Annotated in this window: 21 protein-coding genes and 1 pseudogene; 7 read left to right on the top strand and 15 right to left on the bottom strand. The window is 64.2% G+C overall.

All coding sequences use genetic code 11. The features are described 5' to 3' along the window. The first annotated feature begins 19 nt into the window (after positions 1-19). The gene (locus PTE30175_RS21305; RefSeq protein WP_150699067.1) at positions 20-3,583 is read left to right on the top strand and encodes an indolepyruvate ferredoxin oxidoreductase family protein; all 3,564 of its coding nucleotides are present in this window, start codon (positions 20-22) and stop codon (positions 3,581-3,583) included. A 97-nt stretch (positions 3,584-3,680) separates the two neighbouring features. On the opposite strand, the gene PTE30175_RS21300 is transcribed toward PTE30175_RS21305, so the two are convergent. Then, on the bottom strand, positions 3,681-5,969 hold the full coding sequence (locus tag PTE30175_RS21300; RefSeq protein WP_150699066.1) for an NADP-dependent malic enzyme: 2,289 nt from the start codon (positions 5,967-5,969) through the stop codon (positions 3,681-3,683). 421 nt (positions 5,970-6,390) lie between these two features. After that, the gene (locus PTE30175_RS21295; protein WP_150699065.1) at positions 6,391-7,080 is read right to left on the bottom strand and encodes an orotate phosphoribosyltransferase; all 690 of its coding nucleotides are present in this window, start codon (positions 7,078-7,080) and stop codon (positions 6,391-6,393) included. Between the two features lie 270 nt (positions 7,081-7,350). Here PTE30175_RS21295 and crcB point away from each other — a divergent pair, with 270 nt between their 5' ends. Together crcB and PTE30175_RS21285 are read left to right on the top strand one after the other, a co-directional pair. Further along, positions 7,351-7,746 (top strand): fluoride efflux transporter CrcB, encoded by a 396-nt coding sequence (crcB, locus tag PTE30175_RS21290; RefSeq protein WP_150699064.1) that lies wholly within the window; start codon positions 7,351-7,353, stop codon positions 7,744-7,746. A gap of 44 nt (positions 7,747-7,790) precedes the next feature. After that, positions 7,791-8,105, top strand: a complete 315-nt coding sequence (locus PTE30175_RS21285; protein WP_150699063.1) for a DUF190 domain-containing protein — start codon at positions 7,791-7,793, stop codon at positions 8,103-8,105. On the opposite strand, the gene PTE30175_RS28320 is transcribed toward PTE30175_RS21285, so the two are convergent. Further along, entirely contained in the window at positions 8,106-8,291 is a 186-nt protein-coding gene (locus PTE30175_RS28320) for a hypothetical protein (RefSeq protein WP_191629164.1), read from the bottom strand. On the opposite strand from PTE30175_RS28320, the pseudogene PTE30175_RS21280 reads away from it, so the two are divergent. Both PTE30175_RS21280 and PTE30175_RS21275 read left to right on the top strand, forming a co-directional pair. Next, positions 8,227-8,472: pseudogene (locus PTE30175_RS21280) on the top strand (SAM-dependent methyltransferase); the annotation flags it as partial. The gene PTE30175_RS28320 and the pseudogene PTE30175_RS21280 overlap by 65 nt on opposite strands. A gap of 17 nt (positions 8,473-8,489) precedes the next feature. Continuing rightward, the gene (locus tag PTE30175_RS21275) at positions 8,490-9,113 is read left to right on the top strand and encodes a YbhB/YbcL family Raf kinase inhibitor-like protein (protein ID WP_191629162.1); all 624 of its coding nucleotides are present in this window, start codon (positions 8,490-8,492) and stop codon (positions 9,111-9,113) included. A gap of 40 nt (positions 9,114-9,153) precedes the next feature. On the opposite strand, the gene PTE30175_RS21270 is transcribed toward PTE30175_RS21275, so the two are convergent. The 6 genes from PTE30175_RS21270 to mprF all read right to left on the bottom strand — a co-directional run bounded on the left by PTE30175_RS21270 (position 9,154) and on the right by mprF (position 18,347). After that, positions 9,154-9,909 carry a peptidylprolyl isomerase gene (locus PTE30175_RS21270; protein ID WP_150699061.1) on the bottom strand — a complete coding sequence of 252 codons (756 nt, stop codon included), beginning with the start codon at positions 9,907-9,909 and terminating at the stop codon, positions 9,154-9,156. A gap of 8 nt (positions 9,910-9,917) precedes the next feature. After that, on the bottom strand, positions 9,918-10,478 hold the full coding sequence (locus tag PTE30175_RS21265; RefSeq protein ID WP_150699060.1) for a gamma carbonic anhydrase family protein: 561 nt from the start codon (positions 10,476-10,478) through the stop codon (positions 9,918-9,920). A 413-nt stretch (positions 10,479-10,891) separates the two neighbouring features. Next, positions 10,892-12,484 carry a DEAD/DEAH box helicase gene (locus PTE30175_RS21260; protein ID WP_150699059.1) on the bottom strand — a complete coding sequence of 531 codons (1,593 nt, stop codon included), beginning with the start codon at positions 12,482-12,484 and terminating at the stop codon, positions 10,892-10,894. A 237-nt stretch (positions 12,485-12,721) separates the two neighbouring features. Further along, the gene (locus PTE30175_RS21255) at positions 12,722-14,029 is read right to left on the bottom strand and encodes a solute carrier family 23 protein (RefSeq protein ID WP_150699058.1); all 1,308 of its coding nucleotides are present in this window, start codon (positions 14,027-14,029) and stop codon (positions 12,722-12,724) included. A 137-nt stretch (positions 14,030-14,166) separates the two neighbouring features. Continuing rightward, positions 14,167-15,624 (bottom strand): virulence factor family protein, encoded by a 1,458-nt coding sequence (locus tag PTE30175_RS21250; protein ID WP_150699057.1) that lies wholly within the window; start codon positions 15,622-15,624, stop codon positions 14,167-14,169. Positions 15,625-15,677: 53 nt separating this feature from the next. Beyond that, complete coding sequence (gene mprF, locus PTE30175_RS21245; protein ID WP_150699056.1) at positions 15,678-18,347, bottom strand: bifunctional lysylphosphatidylglycerol flippase/synthetase MprF; 2,670 nt, start codon at positions 18,345-18,347, stop codon at positions 15,678-15,680. Between the two features lie 365 nt (positions 18,348-18,712). Between mprF and PTE30175_RS21240 the strand changes: the two genes are divergently transcribed. After that, a complete protein-coding gene (locus PTE30175_RS21240) occupies positions 18,713-19,849 on the top strand; it encodes a serine hydrolase domain-containing protein (RefSeq protein ID WP_191629161.1) in 1,137 nt (378 codons plus the stop codon). A gap of 49 nt (positions 19,850-19,898) precedes the next feature. On the opposite strand, the gene PTE30175_RS21235 is transcribed toward PTE30175_RS21240, so the two are convergent. Then, positions 19,899-20,186: a GIY-YIG nuclease family protein gene (locus tag PTE30175_RS21235; protein WP_150699054.1), complete on the bottom strand. Its 288-nt coding sequence runs from the start codon at positions 20,184-20,186 to the stop codon at positions 19,899-19,901. A 175-nt stretch (positions 20,187-20,361) separates the two neighbouring features. Here PTE30175_RS21235 and PTE30175_RS21230 point away from each other — a divergent pair, with 175 nt between their 5' ends. After that, a complete protein-coding gene (locus PTE30175_RS21230) occupies positions 20,362-21,861 on the top strand; it encodes an SLC13 family permease (protein WP_224788907.1) in 1,500 nt (499 codons plus the stop codon). A 96-nt stretch (positions 21,862-21,957) separates the two neighbouring features. Here the strand turns inward: PTE30175_RS21230 and PTE30175_RS21225 are convergent, their stop codons facing one another. From PTE30175_RS21225 to PTE30175_RS21205, 5 genes are all read right to left on the bottom strand, one after another. Further along, on the bottom strand, positions 21,958-22,656 hold the full coding sequence (locus PTE30175_RS21225; protein ID WP_150699053.1) for a hypothetical protein: 699 nt from the start codon (positions 22,654-22,656) through the stop codon (positions 21,958-21,960). Between the two features lie 23 nt (positions 22,657-22,679). Beyond that, positions 22,680-23,966, bottom strand: a complete 1,287-nt coding sequence (gene sctE, locus PTE30175_RS21220; protein WP_150699052.1) for a type III secretion system translocon subunit SseC family protein — start codon at positions 23,964-23,966, stop codon at positions 22,680-22,682. A gap of 113 nt (positions 23,967-24,079) precedes the next feature. Beyond that, positions 24,080-24,652 (bottom strand): hypothetical protein, encoded by a 573-nt coding sequence (locus PTE30175_RS21215; RefSeq protein ID WP_150699051.1) that lies wholly within the window; start codon positions 24,650-24,652, stop codon positions 24,080-24,082. Positions 24,653-24,680: 28 nt separating this feature from the next. Continuing rightward, positions 24,681-25,079 (bottom strand): hypothetical protein, encoded by a 399-nt coding sequence (locus PTE30175_RS21210; protein ID WP_150699050.1) that lies wholly within the window; start codon positions 25,077-25,079, stop codon positions 24,681-24,683. A 17-nt stretch (positions 25,080-25,096) separates the two neighbouring features. Next, a complete protein-coding gene (locus PTE30175_RS21205; protein ID WP_150699049.1) occupies positions 25,097-26,734 on the bottom strand; it encodes a hypothetical protein in 1,638 nt (545 codons plus the stop codon). Positions 26,735-26,890 lie beyond the last annotated feature (156 nt).

The raw sequence follows: 26,890 nt of genomic DNA, 5'->3' as shown, positions 1-26,890 counted from the left end.
GAAGTGAGGAGCACACCCCATGAATGCCCCCGTCAACGCGAGCCTGTTGGCTGCGCTGGAATCGGTCACACTCGACGACAAATACACGCTGGATCGTGGCCGCGCATACATGAGCGGCATCCAGGCGCTGGTACGTCTGCCCATGTTGCAGCAACAGCGAGACGCCGCCGTTGGCCTGAATACCGCCGGATACATCTCCGGTTATCGGGGGTCGCCGCTGGGCGGACTCGACCTTTCCCTGTGGAAAGCCAAGCAGCATCTGGCCGGGCACAATATCGTCTTCCAGCCCGGACTTAATGAAGACCTCGCCGCGACAGCGGTCTGGGGCTCGCAACAGGTCAATCTCTACCCCGCGAAGTTCGACGGGGTGTTCTCGATGTGGTACGGCAAGGGTCCCGGCGTGGACCGTTCCATGGACGTCTTCAAGCACGGCAACTCGGCCGGCTCGTCGAAACATGGCGGCGTGCTGGTCCTGGCCGGCGACGATCACGCCGCGAAATCGTCCACGCTCGCGCACCAGTCGGAGCACGTCCTGAAGGCCGCCGGCCTGCCGGTGCTGTATCCGTCCAACGTTCAGGAATATCTCGACTACGGCCTGCACGGCTGGGCGATGAGCCGTTATTCCGGGCTATGGGTTGCCATGAAGTGCGTGACTGACGTCGTGGAATCGTCTGCGTCGGTCATGATCGACCCGCAAAACGTCCAGATCACGTTGCCGACGGACTTCATCATGCCGCCCGACGGCCTGAATCTCCGCTGGCCCGATCCGCCCCTCGTGCAGGAAGCGCGGCTGCTCGACTACAAGTGGTACGCCGGCCTCGCCTACGTGCGCGCGAACAAGCTCGATCGCGTCACGATCGACTCGCCGCATGCCCGCTTCGGCATCATGACCGGCGGCAAAGCCTATCTCGACGTCTGCCAGGCGCTCGCCGATCTCGGCCTCGACGAAGCCACGTGCAGCCGCATCGGCATTCGTCTGTACAAGGTCGGTTGTGTGTGGCCGCTCGAAGCGCAAGGCGCTCGCGCTTTCGCCACCGGCCTGCAGGAAATTCTGGTGGTGGAAGAAAAGCGTCAGATTCTCGAGTACGCGATCAAGGAAGAGCTTTACAACTGGCGTGACGACGTGCGTCCGCGCGTGTTCGGCAAGTTCGACGAGAAAGACGGCGCCGGCGGCGAATGGTCCGTGCCGATGGGCAACTGGCTGTTGCCCGCCCACTATGAACTCTCGCCGGCGATCATTGCCAAGGCCATCGCCACGCGCCTGGAGAAGTTCGACCTGCCGAGCGACGTACGCGAGCGCATCGCCGCGCGCATGGCCGTGATCGAAGCGAAGGAAGAAGCACTCGCCAAGCCGCGTGTCGCCGCCGAACGCAAGCCGTGGTTCTGCTCGGGTTGCCCGCACAATACGTCGACGAACGTGCCGGAAGGCTCGCGTGCGATCGCCGGCATCGGTTGCCATTACATGACGACCTGGATGGACCGCCGCACCGACACCTTCTCGCAGATGGGCGGCGAGGGCGTGCCCTGGATCGGGCAGGCGCCGTTCTCGGAAGACAATCACGTGTTCGCCAATCTTGGCGACGGCACCTATTTCCACTCGGGGCTGCTCGCCATTCGTGCCGCGATTGCGGCCAAGGTGAACATTACCTACAAGATTCTCTACAACGATGCGGTCGCGATGACCGGCGGCCAGCCGGTCGACGGTACGCTGACCGTGCCGCAGATCGTGGCGCAGCTTGACGCCGAGGGCACCACGAAGATCGTCATCGTGACGGACGAGCCGGAGAAATACCAGGGCGTGTCGCTCGTAGGCAACCCGCCGGTCTATCATCGCGATGAACTCGAACGCGTGCAGCGCGAGTTGCGTGAGATCTCGGGCACCACGATCCTCGTCTACGACCAGACCTGCGCCACCGAAAAGCGCCGCCGCCGCAAACGCGGCACATACCCGGATCCGGCCAAGCGCGCCGTCATCAACGAAGCGGTCTGCGAAGGCTGCGGCGACTGTTCCGTCAAGTCGAACTGTCTGTCGGTCGAGCCGCTGGAAACCGAGTTCGGCACGAAGCGCCAAGTCAACCAGTCCACGTGCAACAAGGATTTCTCGTGCGTGAACGGCTTCTGCCCCAGCTTCGTGACGGTCGAGGGGGGACAACTGCGCAAGCCGAAGACCGCGCAGATCGACAAGGAAGCCCTCGCGCCGTTGCCGGAGCCTGCATTGCCCACGATTTCGCGTCCGTACGGCATTCTCGTGACGGGCGTGGGCGGCACCGGCGTGGTGACGATCGGCGGCTTGCTCGGCATGGCCGCGCACCTGGAGGGCAAGGGTGTAACCACCCTCGACGTGACAGGGCTTGCCCAGAAGGGCGGCGCGGTCACGAGCCACGTGCAGATCGCACAGCAGCCCGAGGACATCCACGCCACGCGCATCGCCATGGGTGAAGCGCGGCTTGTGATCGGCTGCGATGCGATCACGACGGCCAGCGACGATACGCTCTCGCGCGTCCAGCGCGGGCAAACGCGCGTGGTCGTGAACAGCGCGCATACGCCCACGGCCGATTTCGTCCGCAACCCGAACTGGCAGTTCCCCGGCGTGAGTACCGAAAACGATATCCGTAACGCCGCGGGCGAGGAAGTCGATTTCGTCGACGCGAATCATCTGGCGGAGCGGCTGCTTGGGGACACCATCTACACCAACCCGTTCGTGCTCGGCTTCGCATGGCAAAAGGGCTGGGTGCCGTTGTCGCACGCGGCGCTGACGCGTGCGATCGAGCTCAATGGCGTGTCCATCGAGAAAAACAAGGCTGCGTTCGAATGGGGCCGCCGCGCCGCCCACGATCTGGCCAGCGTGCGCAAGCTCGCGCAACAAAGCGAGACCCCGCCGGCGGCACAAACCGGCGGCAAGCTGATCACGCTGCACACCCCGAAAGCGGTCGATACGCTGATCGCGCGACGTTACGATCAACTCGTGGCGTATCAGGATCGCGCCTACGCGGAACGGTTCAAGCGGCTCGTCGATCAGGTGCGCGCCGCCGAGGCAGCGAGCGCGCCGGAGGGGTTGCAGATGCCGTTGACGGAAGCCGTCGCGCGCGGACTGCACAAGCTGATGGCGTACAAGGACGAGTACGAAGTGGCCCGTCTCTACACGGACCCGGGGTTCATGGCGAAGCTGCATGAACAGTTCGAAGGCGACTTCAAGCTGCGCTTCCATCTCGCACCGCCGCTGTTGGCAAAGCAGGATGACAAGGGGCATCTCGTCAAGAAGGCCTACGGTCCCTGGATGATGACCGCGTTCCGGCTCCTCGCGAAGTTCAAGGGTCTGCGTGGCGGTCCGCTCGACGTCTTCGGCCGCACCGAAGAGCGCAAAATGGAGCGTGCGCTGATCGGCGAGTACGAAGCGCTGGTGGCCGAACTGCTCGCGCATCTGAGCGCCGACAACCTTCCGCTGGCCGTGCAGCTCGCGAGCCTGCCGCAGGAAATTCGCGGCTTCGGACATGTGAAGGACCAGAACCTTGCAGCCACGCGCATCAAGTGGGCGAAGCTGCTGGCCCAGTACCGCGACGGCGCCTCGCGCAAGGCGGCATAAGGCACCGGGCCAAGCGGCCCGTCCCAAAGAACAAGCCGCATGCTTCTCACTGAAGACATGCGGCTTTTTTTCGCCTGCTGGCTACATCAATGCAGCATCAGTCGTTGCGTCCGACGTTTGCTGCGGCCACGGCCGTCATGTTGATGATCCGGCGCACGGTCGCGGCCGGCGTCAGGATGTGCACCGGCTTTGCGCAACCCAGCAGGAACGGGCCGACCGTCACGCCGTCACCGCCCGTCATCTTGAGCAGGTTGTACGTGATGTTCGCCGCTTCCACATTCGGCATGACGAGCAGATTGGCTTCGCCCGACAGGCGCGAGGCCGGGAATGCCGTGCGGCGAACCGTTTCCGACAGCGCCGCATCGCCGTGCATTTCACCATCGACCTCCAGGTGCGGGGCACGTTCGAACAGCAGATCGCGCGCACGGGCCATACGCTTGGCCGATGCGCTCGCCACGCTGCCGAAATTGGAGTTCGACAGCAGCGCGACCTTCGGCGTGATGCCGAAGCGTTCGATTTCCGTGGCGGCAAGTTCCGTCAACTCTGCCAGTTGTTCGCTGCTCGGCATTTCGTTCACGTACGTATCGCTGATGAACAGATTGCGGCCCGGCAGCATCAGCAGGTTCATCGCGAAGTAGTTCTGCGCCCCCGGCGACATGCCCAGCACCTGATCGACGATATCCAGGTGGCGGTGGTACGTGTCGATCATGCCGCAGATCATGCCGTCGGCTTCGCCCAGACGAACCAGGATCGCGCCGATCAGCGTATTGTCCTTGCGCATCGCGGCCTTGGCCACTTCCGGCGTCACCCCGTTGCGTGCGCCGATCTCATGGTAAGCCTGCCAGCAACGTTGATAACGCGCATCGTCTTCCGGATTGACGATTTCGAAGTCGGTGCCCGGCTTCAGCCGTGAGCCAATCTTCTTCAGGCGCATTTCGACGACCGCCGGACGTCCGACGATGATCGGCTTGGCGATACCTTCGGCCAACACGAATTGCGCGGCGCGCAGCACGCGTTCGTCTTCACCTTCCGCGAACACGATACGGGCAGGCGCTGCCGAGGCGAAGCGTGCGCGTGCGGCGGCGAACACCGGGCGCATGACCATGCCCGTGCGGTACACGGTGGCGCCCAGTTGCTCGCGGTAAGCATCCATGTCGGCGATCGGACGCGTGGCGACGCCCGAATCCATCGCGGCTTGCGCCACAGCCGGCGCAATCTTGATGATCAGGCGCGGATCGAACGGCTTCGGAATGATGTATTCCGGGCCGAATTCGAGCGTGTGGCCTTCATAGGCGCGCGCAACTTCTTCGCTTTGCTCGGTTTCCTGCGCCAGTTCCGCGATAGCGCGGACCGTGGCGAGCTTCATCTCTTCCGTGATCGTGGTCGCGCCGACATCGAGGGCGCCACGGAAGATGAACGGGAAGCACAGGACATTATTGACCTGGTTCGGATAATCCGAGCGGCCCGTGGCGATAATGCAGTCCGGGCGCGCCGCCTTGGCAATTTCCGGCCGGATTTCCGGTTCCGGATTGGCCAGCGCGAGGATCAGCGGCTTGTCGCCCATGGACTTGACCATGTCCGCCGTCAGCACGCCGGCGGTCGAGCAGCCGAGGAACACATCGGCGCCCTTGCTGGCGTCGGCGAGCGTGCGCGCCTCGGTGGCCACGGCATAACGCGCCTTGCTTTCATCGAGCTTGTCGCGGCCGGTGTGAATGACACCCTTCGAGTCGAGGACGAGGATGTTCTCTTTCTTCAGACCGAGATTGACGAGCAGGTCGAGGCAGGCGATCGCAGCGGCGCCGGCGCCCGAGCAGACCAGCTTCACGTTGCCGATATCCTTGCCCACGACTTTGAGGCCGTTAAGGATGCCGGCCGAAGCGATGATGGCGGTGCCGTGTTGGTCGTCGTGGAAGACGGGGATCTTCATGCGCTCGCGCAGCTTCTTCTCGATATAGAAGCACTCCGGCGCCTTGATGTCTTCGAGGTTGATGCCGCCGAGCGTCGGCTCGAGCATGGCGATGGCCTCGACGAGCTTGTCCGGATCATGTTCCGCGAGTTCGATGTCGAACACATCGATGCCGGCGAATTTCTTGAACAAGCAGCCTTTGCCTTCCATCACCGGCTTGGCGGCCAGCGGGCCGATATTGCCGAGGCCGAGCACGGCGGTGCCGTTGGTGATGACGCCGACGAGATTACTGCGCGACGTGTAGCGATTGGCGTTCAGCGGATCTTCGGCGATCGCTTCGCACGCGTAGGCGACGCCGGGGGAATACGCGAGGGACAGGTCGATCTGGTTCGACAGCGGCTTGGTCGGCGTGACCGAGATCTTGCCCGGACGCGGATTCTCGTGATACGCCAGGGCGCTTTGTTTCAGTTGTTCATCCATGTTTTCATACCTGTTTATGCATTGCGACGACCGGCAGGCGCACGCGCGGTGCGCCATGCCGGCACGAGCCGTTTCTCGCAACTTCACGGCTGGCTACGGCTGTACAGCGGCTGGAAGAGGTGGCCGGAGGGATTCGGCGATTGTGTCGACGACGGCATTCTTCGCTGCACGGCAGCGGGATGCCGCTGCCGTATGCTCCCGAGGCCCGGGGCCTTTTCAGGCCCTGGGCCATTCGGGGGTCCTGCGGGGCGCCGAGGCGTACCGCAGGACGCAAAGTGTACACCCAGCGCCCAATGCGTGCGGGCTCGCAGGCGTTGGCGACGCAGGGGATGCGGTCGCTTTACTATGGGGGGAAAACGCGGGATAAAAAACGGCCGCCCCAAAGGACAGCCGTCTCGGAACTCAACCGCGAAGCGCGGCCTCAGTCCTTCGGGAACGCCGTAGCGCCGCCGTGCTTGCCCGACCACTCGGCCGGTGCATGCAGGAATTTCTCGACCTCGTCGAGCGTCTTCGTGTCGAAGTGATTCTGCGCCTTGGCGACGCGCAGGACATCCCACCACGTGGCCAGCGAATGCAGGTTCACGTCGATGTCCTTCAGCACTTGACGGCTTTCCGGGAAGATGTCGTAGTGGAAAATCACGAACACGTGATTCACGCTCGCGCCCGCTTCACGCAACGCCTTGCAGAAATTGATCTTGCTACGGCCGTCGGTCGTCAAATCCTCCACCAGCAACACGCGCGAGCCCTCCGGCAGATCGCCTTCGATCTGCGCGTTGCGGCCGAAACCCTTCGGCTTTTTGCGAACGTACTGCATCGGCAACATCAGCTTGTCGGCGATCCACGCGGCGAACGGGATGCCGGCCGTTTCACCGCCGGCCACCGTGTCGAACTGCTCGCAGCCGATGTCCTGGATGATCACCGCTTCGGCCAGGTCCATCAGCGTGCGGCGAACGCGCGGGTACGAAATCAGCTTGCGGCAGTCCGTGTAGACCGGGCTGGCCCAGCCGGACGTGAAGATATACGGCTTCTCTGCGTTGAAATGCACCGCGCCAACTTCAAGAAGAATTTTGGCGGTGATGTCGGAAATCGTTTGACGGTCGATGCCTATCATGGACAGATCCTTTGCTTGTTGCGGGACGACGCAACCGGATGATCGGGTCGGCCGGCCGCTCTCCGCGGGGGACCGACAGGCGGCCGCATAGACAACACGGCGCGACAAGTGCCTAACCGGGAATTATGCCACAGCCCACCCCTGCTTTGTCCAAAAATTTAGACAACAGACCAGGCCGCGGTGACAGACAGTCGGCGGCAGATGGCTGCGTGCTACACTCGAAACGCCCCGCGAACGCCCCGCGGCTCCCGTTGACCCTTAGGATCATGCATGTTTGCATCGATTGCCGCCATCAGCGCCGGCGCCGCGTTAGGCGCGTTGCTGCGCTGGTTCCTTGCCCTGCAACTCAATACCTTTTTCCCTACCGTGCCGCTCGGCACGCTTGTCGCAAACCTTGGCGGCGGCTACATGATCGGCCTGGCCGTCGCAGTGTTCGGCCAGTGGCCCGGAATACCTGCGGAATGGCGGCTGTTCGTCATCACCGGCTTTCTCGGGGGACTGACCACCTTCTCGACATTTTCCGCGGAAGTCACCACACTGCTCCAGAACGGCCGTTTTGGCTGGGCCGTGGGCGCCGTCGCCGCGCACGTCATCGGCTCGCTCGTCATGACGATACTCGGCATGGCCACGGTCGCGCTCGTCGCGGGATGGCCGCGCCACACGTGAAGTCGCGTCCCCGCCCGGGAAGCCGGGCGAGAAGGAGGTTCGTCATGGAAGGCTATCAGCTCACGCTCTTTTTCCAGGAAACCCAGCACCATGCGCATCGGCCGCTGGCCGACTGGCTGGTGGAAACGGCCCGCAAACTTGGCGTCGCTGGCTGCACCGTGCTGCGGGGCGAGGAAGGTTTCGGGCGTAGCCGGCGGTTGCATCTCGCCCGCTTCTTCGAGCTCGCGGAACAACCCGTCGAAGTGACGATGGCGCTTTCCGCCGACGAGCTGGTCCGCTTCATGGAAACGCTCCGCACCGAGAACGTGAAGGTCTTCTACGTCAAGGTCCCGGTCGAGTACGGCATCGTCGGCGACTGATCAGTCCTCGTCAGGCTGCGCCAGCAACATCACGAGCTTGACGTCGTTATGCCCGGACACGCGAAACGGCAAGCGTTCGCCGAGCCCCGGCGAACGGGCGGCACCGAATGAAGCCCCAACATTGCGGGAAATGCGCCGGGTGCTCAGGCCGGGCGGCCGGGTCGTGATCTGCGACGTGGTCTCCACAGGCCAGCCGCTGCTCGACACGTATTTGCAAGCCGTGGAGGTTTTGCGCGACACTTCTCATGTGCGCAATTACGCCGTCGGCGAATGGATTGCCATGGCAGACGACGTGCGCACCCACTACCAGATCCAGCCGGACGGCTCGTTCACGATCGATACGCTCACGCTCGAACTGACGGCTTGAAGGCAAGAGGAGGTGTCATGACCGATCCGGCTACCGCATCACGCACATGCGCCCGATTCGCTACCGGACTCGCCGCCGCCGCGTTTTGCGGCGCGTTGGCGCTCCCGACTTGCGCGCAGACGCCCGCCAGGGCTGCGGCGACAGAGTTCACCCTGACGAGTCCCACCGTGGCCGACGGCGGCACGCTGCCCGCTGCGCTGGTCAACAATCGCTACGGCTGCACCGGGGCGAATCATTCGCCGCCACTCGCCTGGCAGCACTCCCCCGCCGGCACGAGGGCGTTCGCCGTATCGGTGTATGACACTGACGCCCGCGGCGGCAAAGGCTGGTGGCATTGGATCGCCACCGGTATCCCGGCGAAAACGTCGCAGCTCCAGGAGAACGCAAGTTCGCACGGGGAACTGACCAGGCTCGGCGCGCGCGAAGGCCGGACCGACTTCGGCGATGCAGGCTACCGCGGCCCCTGTCCGCCCGTCGGCGATGCGGCGCATCACTACATCGTCACGCTCTACGCGCTCGACAACGACGGCCGCAAGTTCGAAATGAACCTGCCGCCCAGCGAACTGGTGAGGGAAATCGAAGCGCACACAATCGCACGCGCCACCTTCGTGGCGACGTACGGGCGCCCCGCGGGACAGTAGCCGGTGTGACGCAACAACGCGAGCGCGAACCCGCGCCCGCCTATTGGAGGAACGACGGTCCGGCTGTACCGCTGATGTCTGCCGCCCCCGCCAGCAAGGCGACATAGTGACGCAGCGCACGTTGGCGAGCCTGGTGATAGAGTTCGGCCGCGATGCGTTCGGCCACGGCCTCGAAGGCCGGCATATGTCCTTTCACACGGCGCTCGATACGCACGATATGGAATCCGTAGCGTGTATTGACGAGCCGCGGAACGATGCCCAGTCGGTCACCGGAGAACAGCACGAGTTCGAATTCGGGCGCGACGCTGTGGCCGCGCATCAGCATGCCAAGGCTCCCACCCTCGCGCCCCGATGGGCAGTCCGACAGCCGCCGCGCGAGTCCCTCGAACAATGCCGGCTCCACCAGCACGGCGTCGAGCGCTTCCTGCGCACGTGCGAGCGTGGCGGCCAACGGCACCGCCCCCGAAAGCGCGAACAGGATATGGCTTGCCTGCACACGATCGCCCTGCCGGAACTGCGCGGCGTGTTCGGCGAAATATGCGCGGCACTCGTCCATCGTCGGACGACGCACTTGAACGTCGCGCGCAAATAACGCATCGACAAGTGCCTCGTCGGAAATGTCTCCCAGCGCGGTTTCCCCCAGCAACTTCAGTTCGCGGGCGCGCTGCCTCAGCAACTCACGCGTGACCAGCGCACGTTGCGCGGCGATTTCGGGATCGGCGACGTCGCGGTGATGGTCGATTTCCTCTGCCAGGGTGCGCGAGTCGATGACAATACCGTTGACGCTGAGAGACATGACGACTCCTAGAACTCGTTCTGGATGCGACGGTAGGCGCGCGCCAACTCATTGTTGGTGCGCGACACCGACTCGGAAAACTCGCGCGCATCGACAGTCACCTTCGGGATCGTCGAGAGATCCGTGTCGCGGCTGATGTGCGTGGTGGACGGAATGTAGAAGTTCGACGGAATGTCGCGGCCGTCGATGACGCTGTTGTGACGCACCACGACACCGTCGTGCACGACACAATTGAACAGTACGGAATTGAAGCCGATGAACACGTTATTGCCGATCGCACACGGTCCGTGCACGATCGAACGATGGGCGATCGACGTGTTCTCGCCGATCGTCACACGTGCGCCGTCTTTCGAGTGGATCACGACCCCGTCCTGAATGTTCGAATTGGCGCCAATCACCACCGGCTCCATGGCGCCATTTTCGTCGACCTCGTCGGCGCGAATCACGGCATACGGGCCAATGAACACGTTCTCGCCAACGATAACCAGCCCGCACAGGATCGCGGTGGGATCGACAAACGACGACTCATGCACGATGGGGTAGTCCCCACGCGGATTTTTTCTCAGCATTGCTTGCAACTCCTGACCGCTCGCTCGTCCTTCGCGCGTGCGCCGTCGGATGCGACAGCCTTCGCCGGAGAAGGGCGCCCTGTGGGCAAGCGGAGGATAGGGACACGGACGGGCGCCGTGATGCGAATTCTACCGGGTTGGGCCCGGGGAATGGCAGACACTGCCTGATTTCGCCTCATCGCCCCGCTTCCCCGCCCCGCTTCCCGCCCCACTTCCCCGCCTCTCGATTGCCGGCACATGGACCCTGCAACGGCGGCCGGACCGGGCTTGCGGCACTGCGCCTGTGGGGCGCATGTCGCGAGCGGTATATCGGAGTTGTAGGCGATGGAACGCGGAAAGGCAAATGCCCGCGGCAACGGCGAGTCACGCCGTTGCATCGCGGACACACCGGAACGGGCGCGCGCCGCCCGCTCTTAGCCGCGTTTGGCCTTGCCCATCAGCAGCGCGCCGCCCACGCCATCGCGGCGGGGGGCATTGGCGCTGCGAGCGTCACGGCCGCCGCGTTCTGCGCGGTCGTTGCCGCCACGGCCCTCGCGGCCTTCACGCTGCGGTTGCGCGGCCGGCGTGCCATGCGGACGCGGCGCGCTGGTGCGGGCGCCTTCCGAACGGCGCGGCGGTTGACCGCGCGTTTGCGCGCCGCCAGTTCCGCTACCGTTACCGCCTCCCTTACCGCCGCCCTCGCCCCGCCCACCAGCGACGCTGCCAGCGCCATTGCCGCCGCCGTTACGGCCACGTCCTTGTTGGGCGCCGCCCTGACGGGGTTCGCGCGATTCACGCGGTGCGCGCGAGGGCGGCGCATTGCGGCCACCGCCCTGGCCACGGCCCTGGCCTTGCGGGGCCTTGCGAATCGGCTGCGCCACCGCGTGCGGATCCGGCACGAAACCGTCGATGACTTCGCGCTCGATCGTGCGCTTGATCAGTTTTTCGATCTGCGCAAGCAACTGGTGTTCGTCAACGCACACCAGCGACACCGCTTCGCCGTTTGCACCCGCGCGGCCGGTGCGGCCGATGCGGTGAACGTAATCTTCCGCCACTTCCGGCAGATCGAAGTTGACCACGTGAGGGAGTTGGTCGATATCGATGCCGCGCGCGGCGATGTCCGTGGCGACCAGCACTTGCAGCGTACCGCTCTTGAACTCGGCGAGCGCACGCGTACGCGCGCCCTGGCTCTTGTTGCCGTGAATCGCGAGCGCCGGAATGCCGCCCTTCGTCAACTGTTCGGCCAGACGGTTCGCGCCGTGTTTCGTGCGCGTGAACACCAGCACCTGAAACCAGTTCGAGCGCGTGATCAAGTGTTCGAGCAACTCACGCTTGCGATCACGATCGACCGGGTGGATCTTCTGCGCGACGGTTTCCGCCGTCGTGTTGCGGCGGGCGACTTCGATCAGCGCCGGCGACTTGAGCAGACCGTCGGCCAATTGCTTGATCTCATCCGAGAACGTCGCCGAGAACAACAGGTTCTGACGATGCGCGGGCAGTACCGCGAGCACCTTCTTGATGTCGCGGATGAAGCCCATGTCGAGCATGCGGTCGGCTTCGTCGAGCACCAGGATCTCGACGTGCGACAGATCGATCGTCTTTTGCTGCATGTGGTCGAGCAAACGGCCCGGCGTGGCGACGAGAATATCGACACCGCGCGAGAGTTGCTTGACCTGGGGCACCATGCTGACGCCGCCGAACACCGTCATGGAGTTCAGCTTGAGGTACTTGCCGTATTGCGTAACGCTTTCTTCTACCTGTGCCGCGAGTTCGCGCGTGGGCGTAAGCACAAGCGCGCGCACGACGCGCTTGCTGCCCGATGGACGCGGCCGGTGCGACAGTTGCTGCAGGATCGGCAGCGTGAAGCCGGCGGTCTTGCCCGTGCCGGTTTGCGCGCCGGCGAGCAGATCGCCGCCGCCGAGCACGGCAGGGATGGCTTGTTGCTGAATGGGAGTCGGACTGGTGTAGCCGAGGTCGGCTACGGCACGCAAAATGTCCTCGGACAAGCCGAGCGATTCAAAAGACATATAAAGACCAATGGCGCGGACCACACTGCCCCGCGCGAAATCGAGATTATTTTTGGAGTGGAAGGCCCGCGTAGGGCGCGCACGCGGCGCTCGCCTCAAGGGCGCGCCGGGCATTCGCCGGCAAGACGGCCTGTCGCAGTCGAACAGGCACGGCCGTCGCGGGTACGGCCAAGTCTTGAGAGCGCGTAGTTTACCACGCGCACCGGATTGACGTGAAGTTGGGGCGCGCGCCGGACACTACATCGCGGCGGGCACCGAGCTGGCGCGGCCGCGCAGCAAGGCGTACAGGATGATGGCGCCGAACGTGGCCGTCCCGATGCCGCCCAGCGAAAAGCTGCCGAACTTCAGCGTGAAATCGCCGGCGCCCAGCACCAGCGTCACGGCGGCGACGATCAGATTGCGGTTGTCCGAAAAATCGACCTTGTTCTGCACCCAGATGCGCGCGCCGGCCACCGTGATCAACCCGAACACGACGATCGACACACCGCCGAGCACGGGGCCCGGGATCGTCTGGATCACCGCACCGAACTTCGGCGAGAAACCGAGCAGCAGCGCGATCACCGCCGCGACGGCAAATACAAGCGTCGAATAGATCTTCGTGACGGCCATCACGCCGATATTTTCCGCATAGGTCGTCACGCCAGTCCCGCCAACACTGCCCGACACGATGGTCGCAATGCCGTCGCCGACAAATGCGCGTCCCATGTAGCGATCGAGATTCTGCCCCGTCATGGCCGACACGGCCTTGATGTGCCCCAGATTCTCGGCCACGAGAATGATCGCGATCGGCGCAAGCAGCACCATCGCCTGAGGCTTGAAGACCGGTGCCGAAAAATGCGGCATGCCGAACCAGGCGGCGTTGGCCACGATCGAAAAGTCGATCGGCCTGGCCATCCCCATGCCGTTTGTCAGGACTGCATACAGCGCATACGCCAGCACCAGCCCGACGAGAATCAGCAGGCGCTGCACCATGCCGTGCGCGAACACCGCCACGATGCCAACGCACAGGACGGTCGCAAGTGCCATCCACGTGTCGAAGTTGCTGCCCGATACGCCCTTGACCGCGACGGGCGCAAGGTTCAGTCCGATGACGGCCACCACCGCTCCGGTGACCACCGGCGGCATCAGCGTTTCGATCCAGCGCGTGCCGACGGCCATCACAATCAGTCCGATGATGGCGTAGACGACGCCGCAAGCGATGATCCCGCCGAGCGCGACGGGGATGTTGGCGTTTATGCCGCCGCCCGCGTAACCGGTCACTGAAATGACGAGACCGATGAACGAGAAACTGGAGCCGAGGTAACTGGGAATGCGTCCGCCCACGAGCACGAAGAACAACAGCGTGCCGATGCCGGACATCAGGATCGCGAGATTCGGATCGAAGCCCATCAGCAGCGGCGCGAGGACCGTCGAGCCGAACATTGCGACGACGTGCTGCACGCCCATTGCGACGGTCTGCGGCCAGCCCAGCCGCTCATCGGGCGCGACGATGCCGTTCGACGCACCGGTCGTTCGGCGCCACGCCGGGAAATAACCCTCCGCCATGTGATTTTCTCCTGATGGTTTTTGAAGCGGGATGGATAGGAAAACTCGCGGCAGTGTACGGAGCGGCCGTGGGAATGGCAAGGCAGGCTAAGAGACGGCGCCCTCGGCGCGTGCGGCGAGAGCGAACCGGCCGGATATCACCGCCCCTTGACCCCGTCGAGAATCAATTGCGCCAACTTGCGGTAATCCCCATCGAAATGATGACCGCCCGGCAGCTTCACGATCTTCGCCCGCTTCGGATCGAGCGACGGGCAGTTGCTGTCGGTCTCCTCCACGCCGTAGACGCACATCGCCAGCCCGGCCGGCAAGCGCTCCACTTCGGGACGAATCGGCAAGCCGTTCTGGCTCGACATCACCCAGTTGGTCATACGGAACTCGAAATCCGCCTTTTGCCCGAGCCCCATCAGCACCGCCAGCGCAATATGCTGGCGCGTGGCCGCCGGCACGCGGTTGATCATGAACGGCAGTACGTCGGCGCCCTGCGAATAGCCGATCAGGAGCACGCGGCGTTTGCGCCAGCGAGCCTCATAGAAGCGGATGAGACGATCCAGATCGAGCCCGCCCGACGCCGGCGTGCGCGCCGACCAGAAGTACCGCAGCGAATCCACGCCGACCACCGGCACACCGCGCGCCGACAGCGCCCCGGCCACCTCCCGGTCCAGCCCCGCCCATCCGCCGTCGCCGGACCAGAGGATCGCGAAGGTATCGGCCATGTCGGCCGGCGCGGCGCCCGACGCCGGAATCTCGATGACCGGCAGGTCCGATACCGCCGCCGGAGGCTTCGCCGTACCGGGCGGATGGTGTGCGTTCAGCCGCTGGAAAGCGTTCTTGTATTGCGTTATCCAGTCGGCCAGCACAGGACTGGCGGGTACGCTGTCCTCAAGGGCCGTGCCGGTCAATCCCCCCGCAAGCCCGCCGACGACCCAGCTCGCACCCGCCACGCGCGCCGAGAACGATTGCGCCGCGCGGTCCGTGCACGACATCGGATGGCCCCCCGGCCGCCCCGCCGGGCCGGACATCACCAGCCACGGCGCGGGCAACGCGGGCGCAGGCAGCAAGCTCACGCCCGCCCCGGGGACACCGCGCTGGAAATAGACGTTCTCGCCCTGGCATAGCGGCTTTTTCATCTGCAGCACGGGGCAGAAGTCGACAGAAAGCGCCCCGGAGAATGTCTCGGCCGGCGCTTGGGCCAGCATCGCATAGGCGAGCGTGCCGCCAACCCCATCGCCGACCAGCAACGGCGGCGTATACGCCGAAAGCTTTTCGTAGGCTTCGAGGAAACGTCCGAAATTGTCGAGATCGCCGGACGGGAACACGCATTTGCCGGGATCGCTATCGAAATTCCCCATCAGGCGCGCCGTGTCGATGCCGGCAACGAGCGCACCCGTTTCGGTCAATGCGCGCGCCATGCGTTCCGCGCGCGGCGTCCAGCCACCCGCGTCGGAGAGGAACAGCACCGTGCCGTTCGGCTCGCCTTGCGGGTGAAATACAGGAACGTTTTCAAAGCGGCCATGCGAGACAAGCTCGGGCGCCGCCATGGCCGCACCCGCGCCGAACATCACTCCCAGTCCCACCAGCCATGCGGCGCGCTTCATCTCTTGCCTCTCCCCGAACTGCCCTCGCGGCGAACGCCTGCGCGCGGCTACCGTCATTTCGTGATCATCCCCTTCCAGCCGCCGCCCACCAATGCCGCGACATCCGCCAGCGTCAGCATCGGCGCCAATCCGCCGGGCGTCATCAGGTAACGCGCCTCCCAATCCGGGTCGAACTTGTCCTTGAAGCTGCGCAACCCGCGGAAATTGTAGAACCGCCCGCCATACGCGAACATCATGCGGCCAAATCGTTGCCAGCGCGGCGCGAGCTGGTGCGTCACCATGCCCGACATCGGGGCCATGCCCAGGCCGAAACGCTGGTAGCCGAGGGCCTTGAAATGCAACATCAACTGCGCGAACATGAAGTCCATTGTGCCCGGGGGCGCGTCCGGCGTCTGGCGCATCAGGTCGATGCTCGCCTCGATGCGCTGCACCTCCGGGCACATCAGCGTTGCAAATGCCACGATGCGCGACGCACGGCGCACAAGCGCGACCGGTTGCCGCTGCACGTACGCTTCGTCAAACGCGCCGAGCGAAAATCCCTTCTCCCGCGCGTGGTGTTTCGCGAGCCACGCCTCCGAGATACGCCGCAACTCGGGCAGGAAGGGCGCCATCTCGTCCGGCTCGACGATCTCGAACTGCAATCCCTCACGTTCCGCGCGCGACACGCCATGCCGCAAATTGGCGCGCCGCGAACCCTGCAGGCTGAAGTCCGGCAATGTCACATAAGCTTCCTCGCCCAGCTTGTAGGCCCGCAATCCGGCGTCGATATACAGGGGCAACGCATTTGGACGCGCCTTGTAGAACGCGGCGCGTCCGCCGTGCGCATCGGCCAGTTCGATGAACCGCCAGATCAGCTCCGGCCACTCCTTCTGCGCGCCGACCGGATCGGACAGCGACACCCACGATCGGCCGCGCTTCGCGTACATGATGAACGCGTTGCCCGAAGGCGAGAACAGCAAGGCCTTGTCGCCCATCAGCGCCAGGCAAGCGTCGGCGGCCGGCTGCTTGCGGATGATTTCCGCCGCCCGCGCGAGGTCCGCCTCACTCGCGCGCACTGACACTCCGGCCGACTGGCGCAGCAACTGCCACAGGCTGAGGCCCAGTCCCATCATCGCCACGGCCATGAGCGCGCGCATCGAACGCGGCGCGTCTCCGTCGAACGTGAACTGCCACCACAATTGATTCGCGTACGCGACCTGCCGGTAAGCCAGGAACATGATCCAGGTACACGCGCCAATCACGCTCGCCACCGCAATCAGCCAGCCTGGCTCGAACGATTGCGTAAACAGCGACGAGCGGCGATCGAACTGCTTGCGCGACACCAGCAGCAGAAAGGCCAGCGTGCACAGCACCAGCATTTCCGACAAGGCGATGCCCTTGGGCAGCGCAAGGACTGCCGCGACGACCGTCAGGCCGAGCGAGCCCCACCATGCGGCGTCGAGCCGATGCAGCAGGCCGCGTGCGAGAAACAGCATGGCCAGCCCCGCCACGCTGCCGATCAAATGCGACAGTTCGACGAGAAACAGCGGTACATGCCGCCGCAGAAACTGCTCCGCCTCGCCCGTCGCCGGCGTCACGCCCGAGATCAGCAACATCACCCCCGCGACAAGCGTCAGCGCCGCCAACAGTCCCGGGAACAGGCGCACGGCGGCGCGGCCGATCGGTGCGGCGGATCCGCTCCGTAATTCGAAACTCGCCAGCAGCAAGGCCGCCAGCACCAGCGGCAACAGGAAATAGATCGCGCGGTACAACACCAGGGCGCCGGCCAACTGGCCGATGGGCGCGTGTCCACCGCAAGCGAGCAGGATCACTGCCTCGAACACGCCGACGCCGCCCGGCACGTGACTCAGCACGCCAAGGGCCATGGCAATGGCGTAGAAGGCAACGAACGTTGGCAGATCGACGACGCCCGCCGGCAACAGACACCACAGCGCTGCCGCCGCCGCCGACAAATCCGCCGCAGAGATCAGCAACTGGCGCACCGCCAGGCCCGCCGGAGGCAAACGCAACGGCCAGCGGCCTGCAATCATCACCGTGCGGCGGCGCAGGCACAGCACGATGAACGCCGCCACCCCCGCCAGCACCAGGACCGCAACGAGCTGCAAGACGCCGGCGCTCATGTGGGTCAACTCGGCCACGCGCGGCGCCCCCCAGAGCAGGCCCAACGCGCCGAAGGCGGTCATACCGAGACCAAACGCCCCGGCATTGAACGCAACGGCTTGCGCCACGCGCGACGCGTCGACGCCCGCGGCGGCGTACATGCGCATCCGGACGGTGCCGCCCGTCAGCACGCCCAATCCCACCGAATTGCCAAGCGCGTAGGCGATGAAGGACGTCAGGGCGACGGTCGAGCGCTTTACGGTCGCGCCGGCGTAACGCAGGCCGGACGCGTCGTAGCCCATCAAGGCGACATAACTGGCCAATGTAGCGAGCAGCGCCAGCACCAGGCGTGTCGGCGGCGTGTCACGAACGGCGGTCACGATGTCGTCGTAGTGGACATCGCGCAAGACGTGGTGCAGGGCATCGATCACGAGCACGCCGAGGATCAGCACGCCCGCGCCGATCAGCCACGGGCGGGCGGCAGACCAGGGAAGGCGCCGCCAGGACGCGAGTGAGCGCGGCAGCAGCAACGCGGCCGCTTCGGCAGCTACGGCGACCGCCGGCTCGGCGGGTACAGCGGTCGAGGCGTCGGGGGGGACGCGCTCGCTGGACGGCTCAGTCATGAAACGGTCGTTCCTTCGGCCGGCGCGCAGCCGCAGGGCGGCAAACGGGCCGACGGCCTATGGGCGGGGCGCAACGGATAGCTTACACCGGGCCCGCCGGCAGGCCAAATCCGGCGCCTGGCGGTCATTCCGTCCCGGCGCAGCGTCATGGCCGGCGGGCCGGATAAGGGGAAGCTATGGGAATTTTTGCCCGATACAGCCAAGTTAATGTAAAATACAGGGTTTTTACTAGGTATTTAGCCGAAGTTGTCCTAAGCTTCGGACTGTTGCCGTTTTATAAGACCTGCGCAGCCCAAATCATTTCGACTCCGAAGAAGGGGGCGAACAGTTTAAAGAACGTGGCGAGCGCACTGGGAGTTGACACGATGTGGAAACGGTTGGGCCAATGGTCCGTCGCGTTATGTCTGGCGCTGACGGCAGCGGGAGCATTTGCACAAGAGAATGGCGCCGTCGTTGCCCTGTCCGCGCAAGCGGGCGCGATGCCGATCGCGCCAGTGGTGCCGATCGGGCAAACGACGCTGCAGCAAGGCTTGGCGCAGTTGAAAGCCACGTACGGCCTGAAACATGTCTGGCTGCGCGACGAATCCGATGGCGCCGCACCGCTCGAGGCGGCCACGTCGGGCGATACGGTGGGCGAAATGTTGCCGATGGCGAGCTTGTCGAAATCGGTCACGGCCATCGGCATTGCCTTGCTGGTGCAGCAGGGCAAGCTGTCGCTCGACGCAAAGCTCGGCGATCTGCTGGACACTTATTCGAAGCAGCACGGCAAGCCGCTCGATCCTTCGATGCGCGAGCTTACCGTGAGGCGTCTGCTCGGCCACCGCGCCGGGTTGCCGACAAACGGGTTCAACGATCCCGTCAACGGCCTGTATAGCGGGCTGGCCATCCGGCGCGTGGGCGGGAATGCGGATTTCTTCAATTACCTCGACGCGGGCGACGCGAACCATTCCACCGGCAAACAGGACTTCGTCTACTCGAACGTATCGTACCTGTTGCTCGGCATGGTGATCGAGGCGGTGTCGGGCGAGGACTACGCGACGTTCTGCCAGACCCGCATCTTCCGGCCGCTCGGCATTACGGACGCGAAGATCCCCGACAACTGGCACCTGCTCGCCCCGTTCGCGGGCTGGCACATGTCGCCGGCGGCGGTGCTGAAATTGTGGCGTGTGTTCGACATGCGGCACCCGACGCTGCTCGGCGCGAGTGCCTTGCGAACCACCCTGCTCGACACCCGGCCCGGGCCGATCGCAAGCGGACGCGACATCTACTACACCCTCGGAGTATTCCTGCAGCCGGGGGCGAGCGAGCGCAGCTATCGCATCAGCCACGACGGCATCGCGGATTTCTTCAGCACACAATCGGCCTACTACACGGTCGTGGAGAAGACAGTGCCGGGCGACAGCTGGGTCGTGGTGGTATCGCCGATTCCGTCGCGCAGCCAGTTCGGTCCGATGGCGCGCGATATCCGCAAGATGATCCATCAGGCGCGCTTGCTGCCGTAGTTTGTGGTCATCGGCCGGCAAGCACGCCATTCCCGGGCCTTCGACGGCCTCATTCCGGGCCTGGCGCCTCGGTGAAATCCACCGCGAGCGTGCCTGCGACAAAGGCGCGCTTTTGCGCGGCCGTCAGGCGCTTTACACGATACTCGGCACGCGACGCGGCGGCGCGGTCGGCGAAGGCGACGACCTTGAGCAGGCGCTCAGGCGGATTCGCGCGCGTGTAGCGCGCCCCCCGGCCTGCCGCGTGCGCGGCGAAGCGCGCCTCGACATCAACGGCGATGCCGGTATAGATCCGCTGTCCGCGGCATTCGATCAGGTAGAGGAACCAGCCGGCGCTCATACAATGCGGCCACCGTGTACGAAATTGCGCGGCGGTACGGCGTTGGGGCGAGACTGGCGTGGCATGATCGCGTAGATAATTGTCGAATGCGTGGTGTTCTGCCACGTCACGAGCCGTTAGGATACGGCAAAAGCGATCCGCACCCTAACACCACGACGAGACAGGACAACGCCTCATGACCGATTCCCGTGGCGCCCCGGCCGGGCAGGAGCCGCCCCGTGCGCCCACGCCTGCCGGCCCGGCGGCCGTCAGCGCCCTTGACATGCAGCAACGCGAAGCGCTGCGCAAACGCTTGCTCCAGTTCGCGGGATACGCCGCCTTCGCCGTGCTTGCCGCCGCCCTCTGGGCCGCAGCGCACTGGGGCGGCGCATTGGGCTTCACCCCGACCGCCGCGCAGGCGGCAGTGCTGGTGCTCTTCACCATCGGGGCGTGGGCCTTCGGCATCTTCCCCGAGCCGATCACCACCCTCATCTTTTTCCTGCTTGCCGTACTGCTACAAGTGGCCAAGCCGGCCGTCATCTTCTCCGGCTTTCAATCGGCGGCGTGGTGGCTCGTGTTCGGCGGCGCCGTCACCGGCATTGCCGTGCGCACCACGGGTCTCGGCGCGCGGCTGGCAAGCCGTTTGTTCGGGCTGCGCTCGGCAGGCTACGCCCGTTATGTTGCCTCGGTGACCGTCGCATCGGTCGGGCTTGCGTTCGTCATGCCCTCGACGACGGGACGCATTCTGCTCCTGATCCCGATCGTGCTCGCGCTGGCGGACCGCCTCGGCCTTGTGCCGGGCAGCCGTGGCCGCACCGGGCTGGTGATGACCGTCGCCGCTGCGAGCTATATGCCGCCCACGACCATCCTGCCCGCGAACATCCCCAATAGCGTGCTCCTGGGCGCCGCCGATTCCTTCTACGGCATCCATCTGCATTACGGGCCGTATCTTCTGCTGCACTTCCCGATCCTCGGCGCGCTCAAGGCGGTCCTGCTCGTGGCCGTCATCTGCAGGCTGTTCCCGCAGGCGGATGCGTTAAACGTCACGCCGCCGCAGGCGTCCAACCCGCTCTCGCCTAACGAACGCAGGCTGTCGGGCATTCTGCTCATCGCGCTCGCCTTCTTCGCGACCGACGGTTGGCACGGCATCTCGCCCGCGTGGGTCTCGGTCGCGGCAGCCATTGTCTGCCTGCTTCCAGCCACGGGCATTGTCCCGCCCAAGGTGTTCGCCGAGCAGATGCACATCACGCCGCTTGTCTATGTCGCAGGATTTCTCGGCGTGGGCGCGGTCGTCGCGGAAACCGGCCTGGGCGAACGGCTGGCGCAGGCCTGCCTCGAAGCCGTCAACATGACGCCGGGTCATCTCGCGCAGAATGCGGCGTGGCTGGTGGCGATCGGCAGTGCGATCGGACTCGTCTCGACCTTGCCCGCCCTGCCGGCGGTGCTCACGCCGCTTGCCGAGCACTTCGCCCAGGCAAGCGGTCTGCCGCTGTATGCGGTGCTGATGTTGCAGGTGCCGGTCTTCTCCACGGTGCTGCTGCCCTACCAATGCCCGCCGATCATGATCGCGATGCATCTGGGCGGCGTCGGTATCCGCGACGGCACGCGCGTCACGCTCGCGATGGCTGCGCTCACGATCGTTTTCCTCTTTCCGCTCGACTATCTGTGGTGGCGCTCCCTCGGCTACCTCGGTTGACCGCCCGCACCGCCCGCTGGGCCGCAGACCGTGGCGGGCACGCCGATCGTCAGGGCACGCGCCGCAAGCGCCGGACGTCGTTCTCGAGCGCCACGCCTATCGTTGGCCGTAAACGATCTGGCTCAACTGCTTCATCATGTCGGTGATGGTCCGGACGATATCCACGGCCAGCTGATCAAGGGACGTCGCCTGATCGTTCGACTTCCGCCCGAGGTCCGTGAAGCCTTCCGAGGCATCCCGCTCGAACTGCGCGCCCTGCCCGGCGCGAGCCGCCGCAAGTTCGCCCTCGGCCGACGCGAAAGTGCCGCCTCCGTTCATGGCGCCCGACACGCCAGATGCCGATTCCGAACTCAGCCTGACACCTGCCTGCCACAATCCGCCAGCGTCGGTCCCGCCAAAGCGAATCAACGTCGTGGCACCGCCAACTCCCGCGCCACATTGCACAACCCCGCCAGCGACCTGTAGCCATGCCTGCGTTTTGGCGCCGTCGAAGCGTTTGTTGGCCTCGTCCAGCAAGCTCTTCAGCATTCGCGCAAACTGTTCGTAACGCGCACGCTTCGCTTCCACCCCCTGCATCATCTGGATATCGCGCAACCGCTCGAAGATTTTCGAAAACATGTGCTGGAGTTCGGCCATCAAGGCCTGGAGGCTCCCGAGGTTGGCCAAGTCGATCTTCGGGTCGCCGTGCCGCTTCGGCGTCGCACTGCCGGAACCCGTATCCTCGAAAATCGGTCTGCCGGATAAACCCTGTTGTGCCGTTTCGCAAAGCCGAGCCATCACTGCAACATTCGTCATAGTCATCCTCCTTCGCATTTCAGTTACGCCATGTTGGCGATACGTTGGATCACGCTGATGCGCACGCGCGTTCTGTCTTGTGCGACGCGCGTCAAATCGCCATCGCTGCGGATGAGCCGCTGGAGACGGCGATTGTTCTCCTTCCGGTCCTGCTCATAGTGTTGGTACTGGGTCTGCAGTTCGTCGCGGCGGACCCGCAACTTGTCCGCATCCAGGCGCAACTCGGCGCGTTGGCCATTCAATACCCCTTGCCCGGCCCGTCCTGCGCCCTGCGCAGTCGCGCGGATCTGATTGACCGCCTCAAGCCTGATCAGTACCTGGTTTTGCAGCCGCCTCCCGGACTTCTCAAGTGCAGCCTGCGTCGCTGCAAGCACCCTGTCGCCGATCTCCCGCGCCGAGCCCCGAGCGTACAGATCCAGGTCCAGAAACGCCTTGCCTGCGCCCTTTCGGAACGATTTCTCGGCGATTTTTTCGATTTGCGCAAACATCTCTTTCTGATTGTTGATGACACGCATCAGGAGCGGGCGAACCCCCTCTTTCTTCATCCACGTTCCAACCTGTTCAGAGACTTGCTTTGCGAAGCGCTTGGACACGTCCGCGAAAATCTCGTTGCCGCCGGACTTCAATATTTCGCCCACGATTGCACCGCTTTTGTTCGCCAAAATTTGCTTGGTTGCCTTGGAAGCAATATGCGCCAGCAAGGCGTTGCGCAGTGCGCTCGTGATGTCCACGAACGCAGCGGCGATCGAGACGCTCATCGCCGCGCAAGACAGCTTGCTCGCGATGCCTGCCCACTTGTCGCGGCGCCTCTCGTCCAGCAGGGCCAGCGTACTGAAGGCGGCGGCCGCAATGCCAAGGGCACCGGACGCGATATTCATGAAGCCGCCTGAGACCATCATGGGATTGGCGCTCAGGAAGCCGCCGACCACCTTGGCAACACCGATGACGGCATCCACTGCCGCCATCGCCCATGCGATGACGACGCCAAGGATCCCCGCCTTGCGCGCCTTGGCCGCCGCTTCGGCATTCTTCTTGAGTTCTTCTGCCTGCGTCTTGATCCGTTCGTTGATGAGCGCCGTCATCTTTTCGACCATCACCTTGTCGATCTCGAGGGTCTGCGCCGCGAGTGTGCCGACGAAGCGCTTCAACTCGAACGTCAGTTTCAGCATGAGCGTATCGATATCCAGCCCTTCCCGCCCCGATGCGGGAAGTTCGGCCGCGCTGGCCGGGTCGAGCGATTCAAGCGACTGCCTGAGCACTGGCAGTCCGCCACGCATGCCGGCGGCCGGGAACGTAGTGAGCATTGCCATGTGTGATTCCTATTCGGTCAAGTGGATGGCGTTCATGCCGCGCATCGCGGCGGCACGAAGCTCGGCGTTGGCCAGAAACCGGGCGAGCGGGTCGGAGCATTCTGCGGACATCGTCATGCGATATTTCTCGTAATCGATGTGCACATCTCATGGCCCATCTTGAGCATGCGCGACGTCATGTCGAATAGCGCGGCGGCCATGCCCTGCATTTTGTTGAAGGCAAGCAGTTCCTGCTCCTGAAGCTTTGTCACGCCGCCCGCAAAGTCCTGCAGCAGATCGCGGTATGCCTCGATATCGGCTTTCGTTGCCGGCTGCCGGATCGCCGCGTCGTCGCCAATGAAGAGGTTGTGCCGCACAAGAAAGGTGGCGACGGCTTCCGGCAAGCGGTACACACCGCCTTCCGGCGCACTCGTGTTGATCATGTTGCTTGACCATAAAGCGTGGCGGCTGGCGTCCTTGGCGACAACGACGCGCGCCTGGGCAAGCGTCGCCATGCGCGTCAAGGCGGCATGCATATCGCGCACTGTGTTGGCCACGGTGTCAACGGCGTGCCAGTAGCTGCCCTCACCCGCATGCCGGGCGAATTGCGTCTTGTTGGCAGGAGCGGTTTCCTGCAACGGCAGGTCTGCGGCGGCTCGAAGGAAGTCCCCCGCAGCGGGCAGTCTTCGCGCGTCGATGTGATCCATTGGATTTTCCGAAAATTGAAGCGTTGCCTCAGGCGAAACCGTTCGTGCCGGAGCGGCGCAGACGCGGGCGCAATTTGCGCGCTTTCGATGGCCCCGACGGCTCGGCGTTGTCCTCGCGGCGCGGAAGACCGGCCTCCGCTTCCAGCGCGCTGGACAGATGGGCGAGGCGACGCCCAATCTCTCGCACCGCCCCCTCTTGAGCGCGCACCGACGGTGCGGACATGGCCGAGGAGAGTTTCGCAAGACGCGCCGCTGCGGATGGGTCCGTTTGCGCGTCGACGGTGAGCGCCGTCAGGTCGCGGTGAAGTCTGGCGAGATCGAACATCGCGTTGGTCAGCGCCGAACGTTGCTGCTCAAGCGCAGCGATCGCCGCATCGATGGATGCATCGGTCGGGTCTATCGTGTCGTTACAAATATCGGATGCCATTGCGCCTCTTCCGGAGATTACAGATTGCGTGCCGCCGATGCGTACATGTCCGTGCCGATCTTGACGTAACGCGCGAGCATGTCCTGCAGCGAACTGGCCATGCCGGTGATTTCGTTCAGCCGCGTGATGTGCTGCTCGTTGGTCGTCTTGATCCTGTTCGCGAAGTTCTGCAGGAGGTCGCGATAGGCTTCGAGATCCGCCTTCTTCCATTGGGTCGGCAGGCTGTTCTGACCTTCCAGACGAATCTTGTGCTTGTCGAGGAAGTCGGTGATCTTGCTGTCCATCTTGCTGGCATCGAGCGAGTCAGTCGCATTCTTCAGATCCGCAGACAGACGGCTCAACCATACGGCGTAGCGCCCGGCGTCTTCTGCGACGTCGGTATTGTTCTTGGTCACGCCAGCCATGTATCGGGCCAGGTTCTGCATCGCCACCGTAATGAAACGCATGATGTCGACCAGCCCCCAATAGCCGACGCGTCCATCAGGGACGCCGATATCGAGTTTCGGATCCGTCCCGCCCGGCGGTCTGCTGTAGAAAATGCGATGGATACCCAATTCAGGGTCGAGCCTCGGGTCGAGAATCCGTTTGCTTGCCGCGTCCCGGGCGCCACGCCCCGCATCAGGGATTTCCGACCACAAACCTTTCTCCCGGAGCAAGTTTTCCCAAGCCGTTTGTGAATACCCTTTGTCCGCCCAAGCCTTTGGCACGCGACGCGAGATGTATCCGTGCGGCGTGCGGCTGTAGCGCTCGGGGTCCGCATGCATGCGGCGATTTTGCCCTTCGGCGCGAGTCCGCAGATGGTCAACATCGTTGGCATTCTGGCGGCTGCCGCCGACGGTAAGAATGTGGTTGATACTGGATGGCGAGTAGTCGCCTGAACCATACAGCGCTTGGAAAAACTCCCGTTCCTCGCGATCGTTGAATACACCCTCGATGAGTACATGCAAATTGTCGGACCACTTCATTTCGGGGGCAATATCCGCTTTTGCGCGATGCCGGTCCGTGTGGATGTCGAGCTTACTGAGATAATTCTCCCAATCGCTTTGCGACCACCCTTTGTCAGCGAGCGATTTCGGCACGTCGCGCAAGACATACCCGGTCGGTGTTTCGTGGTAGCGGGAGGGATCGAGCTTGATCTTTGCAAGATCGCGCGCCCCCCTCTCACCCCATACCTCCTTTCGGGCCCCCTCCGGCTCAACCGCGCCGCCCAGCAATTCGTTGAAATGCTCCCAGTCCTTTGTAATGTAGGCAGGGCAGTCAAAGCGATCTCGCTGGTACTCCAAAAACAGGAACTCCCGGACATCGTCGGCATTCGCATAGCGACGGTTTGACAGGCCAGCCGCTGAATATCCTGCGCTCACGCTCAGCAGCACCGTGAACGACGAATGCGAGCCCGTGAAGGGGTGTTCGCGCATGGGGTGTTCGTGCTTATTGCCCCGAAGCCCGATGCTGTCGAGGTGACCGGCCCATTGCTGTTGCGACCACCCCATTTGACGCATGCATTCGGGAAGCTTTCGGTCGATTTCGCGAACGCGCCGGTGGGTGCCCTCATCCACGTCTCGGTTCGTGTCCTCGGCGACAGCAGCCTCGATCAGAAGCGCAGACCTGTGATCGAAAGACGATCGTTGCCGGCATTGGAACTCAGTCGTGGACATCTGCATCTCCGTAGCGTGCGCGCCGGGCGGAGGATCAAGCGCGGCGAGGCCCGGCATTACCGCATCGAACGCCGCCGAACGTATTCGCGCTCCGTCATCCGCTGGCGAAGGGAATGCCAATCGTAGTGATGCGCCCCTTCGCCCGCTTCGGAAAAT

Source organism: Pandoraea terrae (assembly GCF_902459695.1).
GTDB lineage: Bacteria > Pseudomonadota > Gammaproteobacteria > Burkholderiales > Burkholderiaceae > Pandoraea > Pandoraea terrae.
Note: the sequence above shows the minus strand (reverse complement) of the source record. Positions and strands in the feature narration are given on the sequence as shown.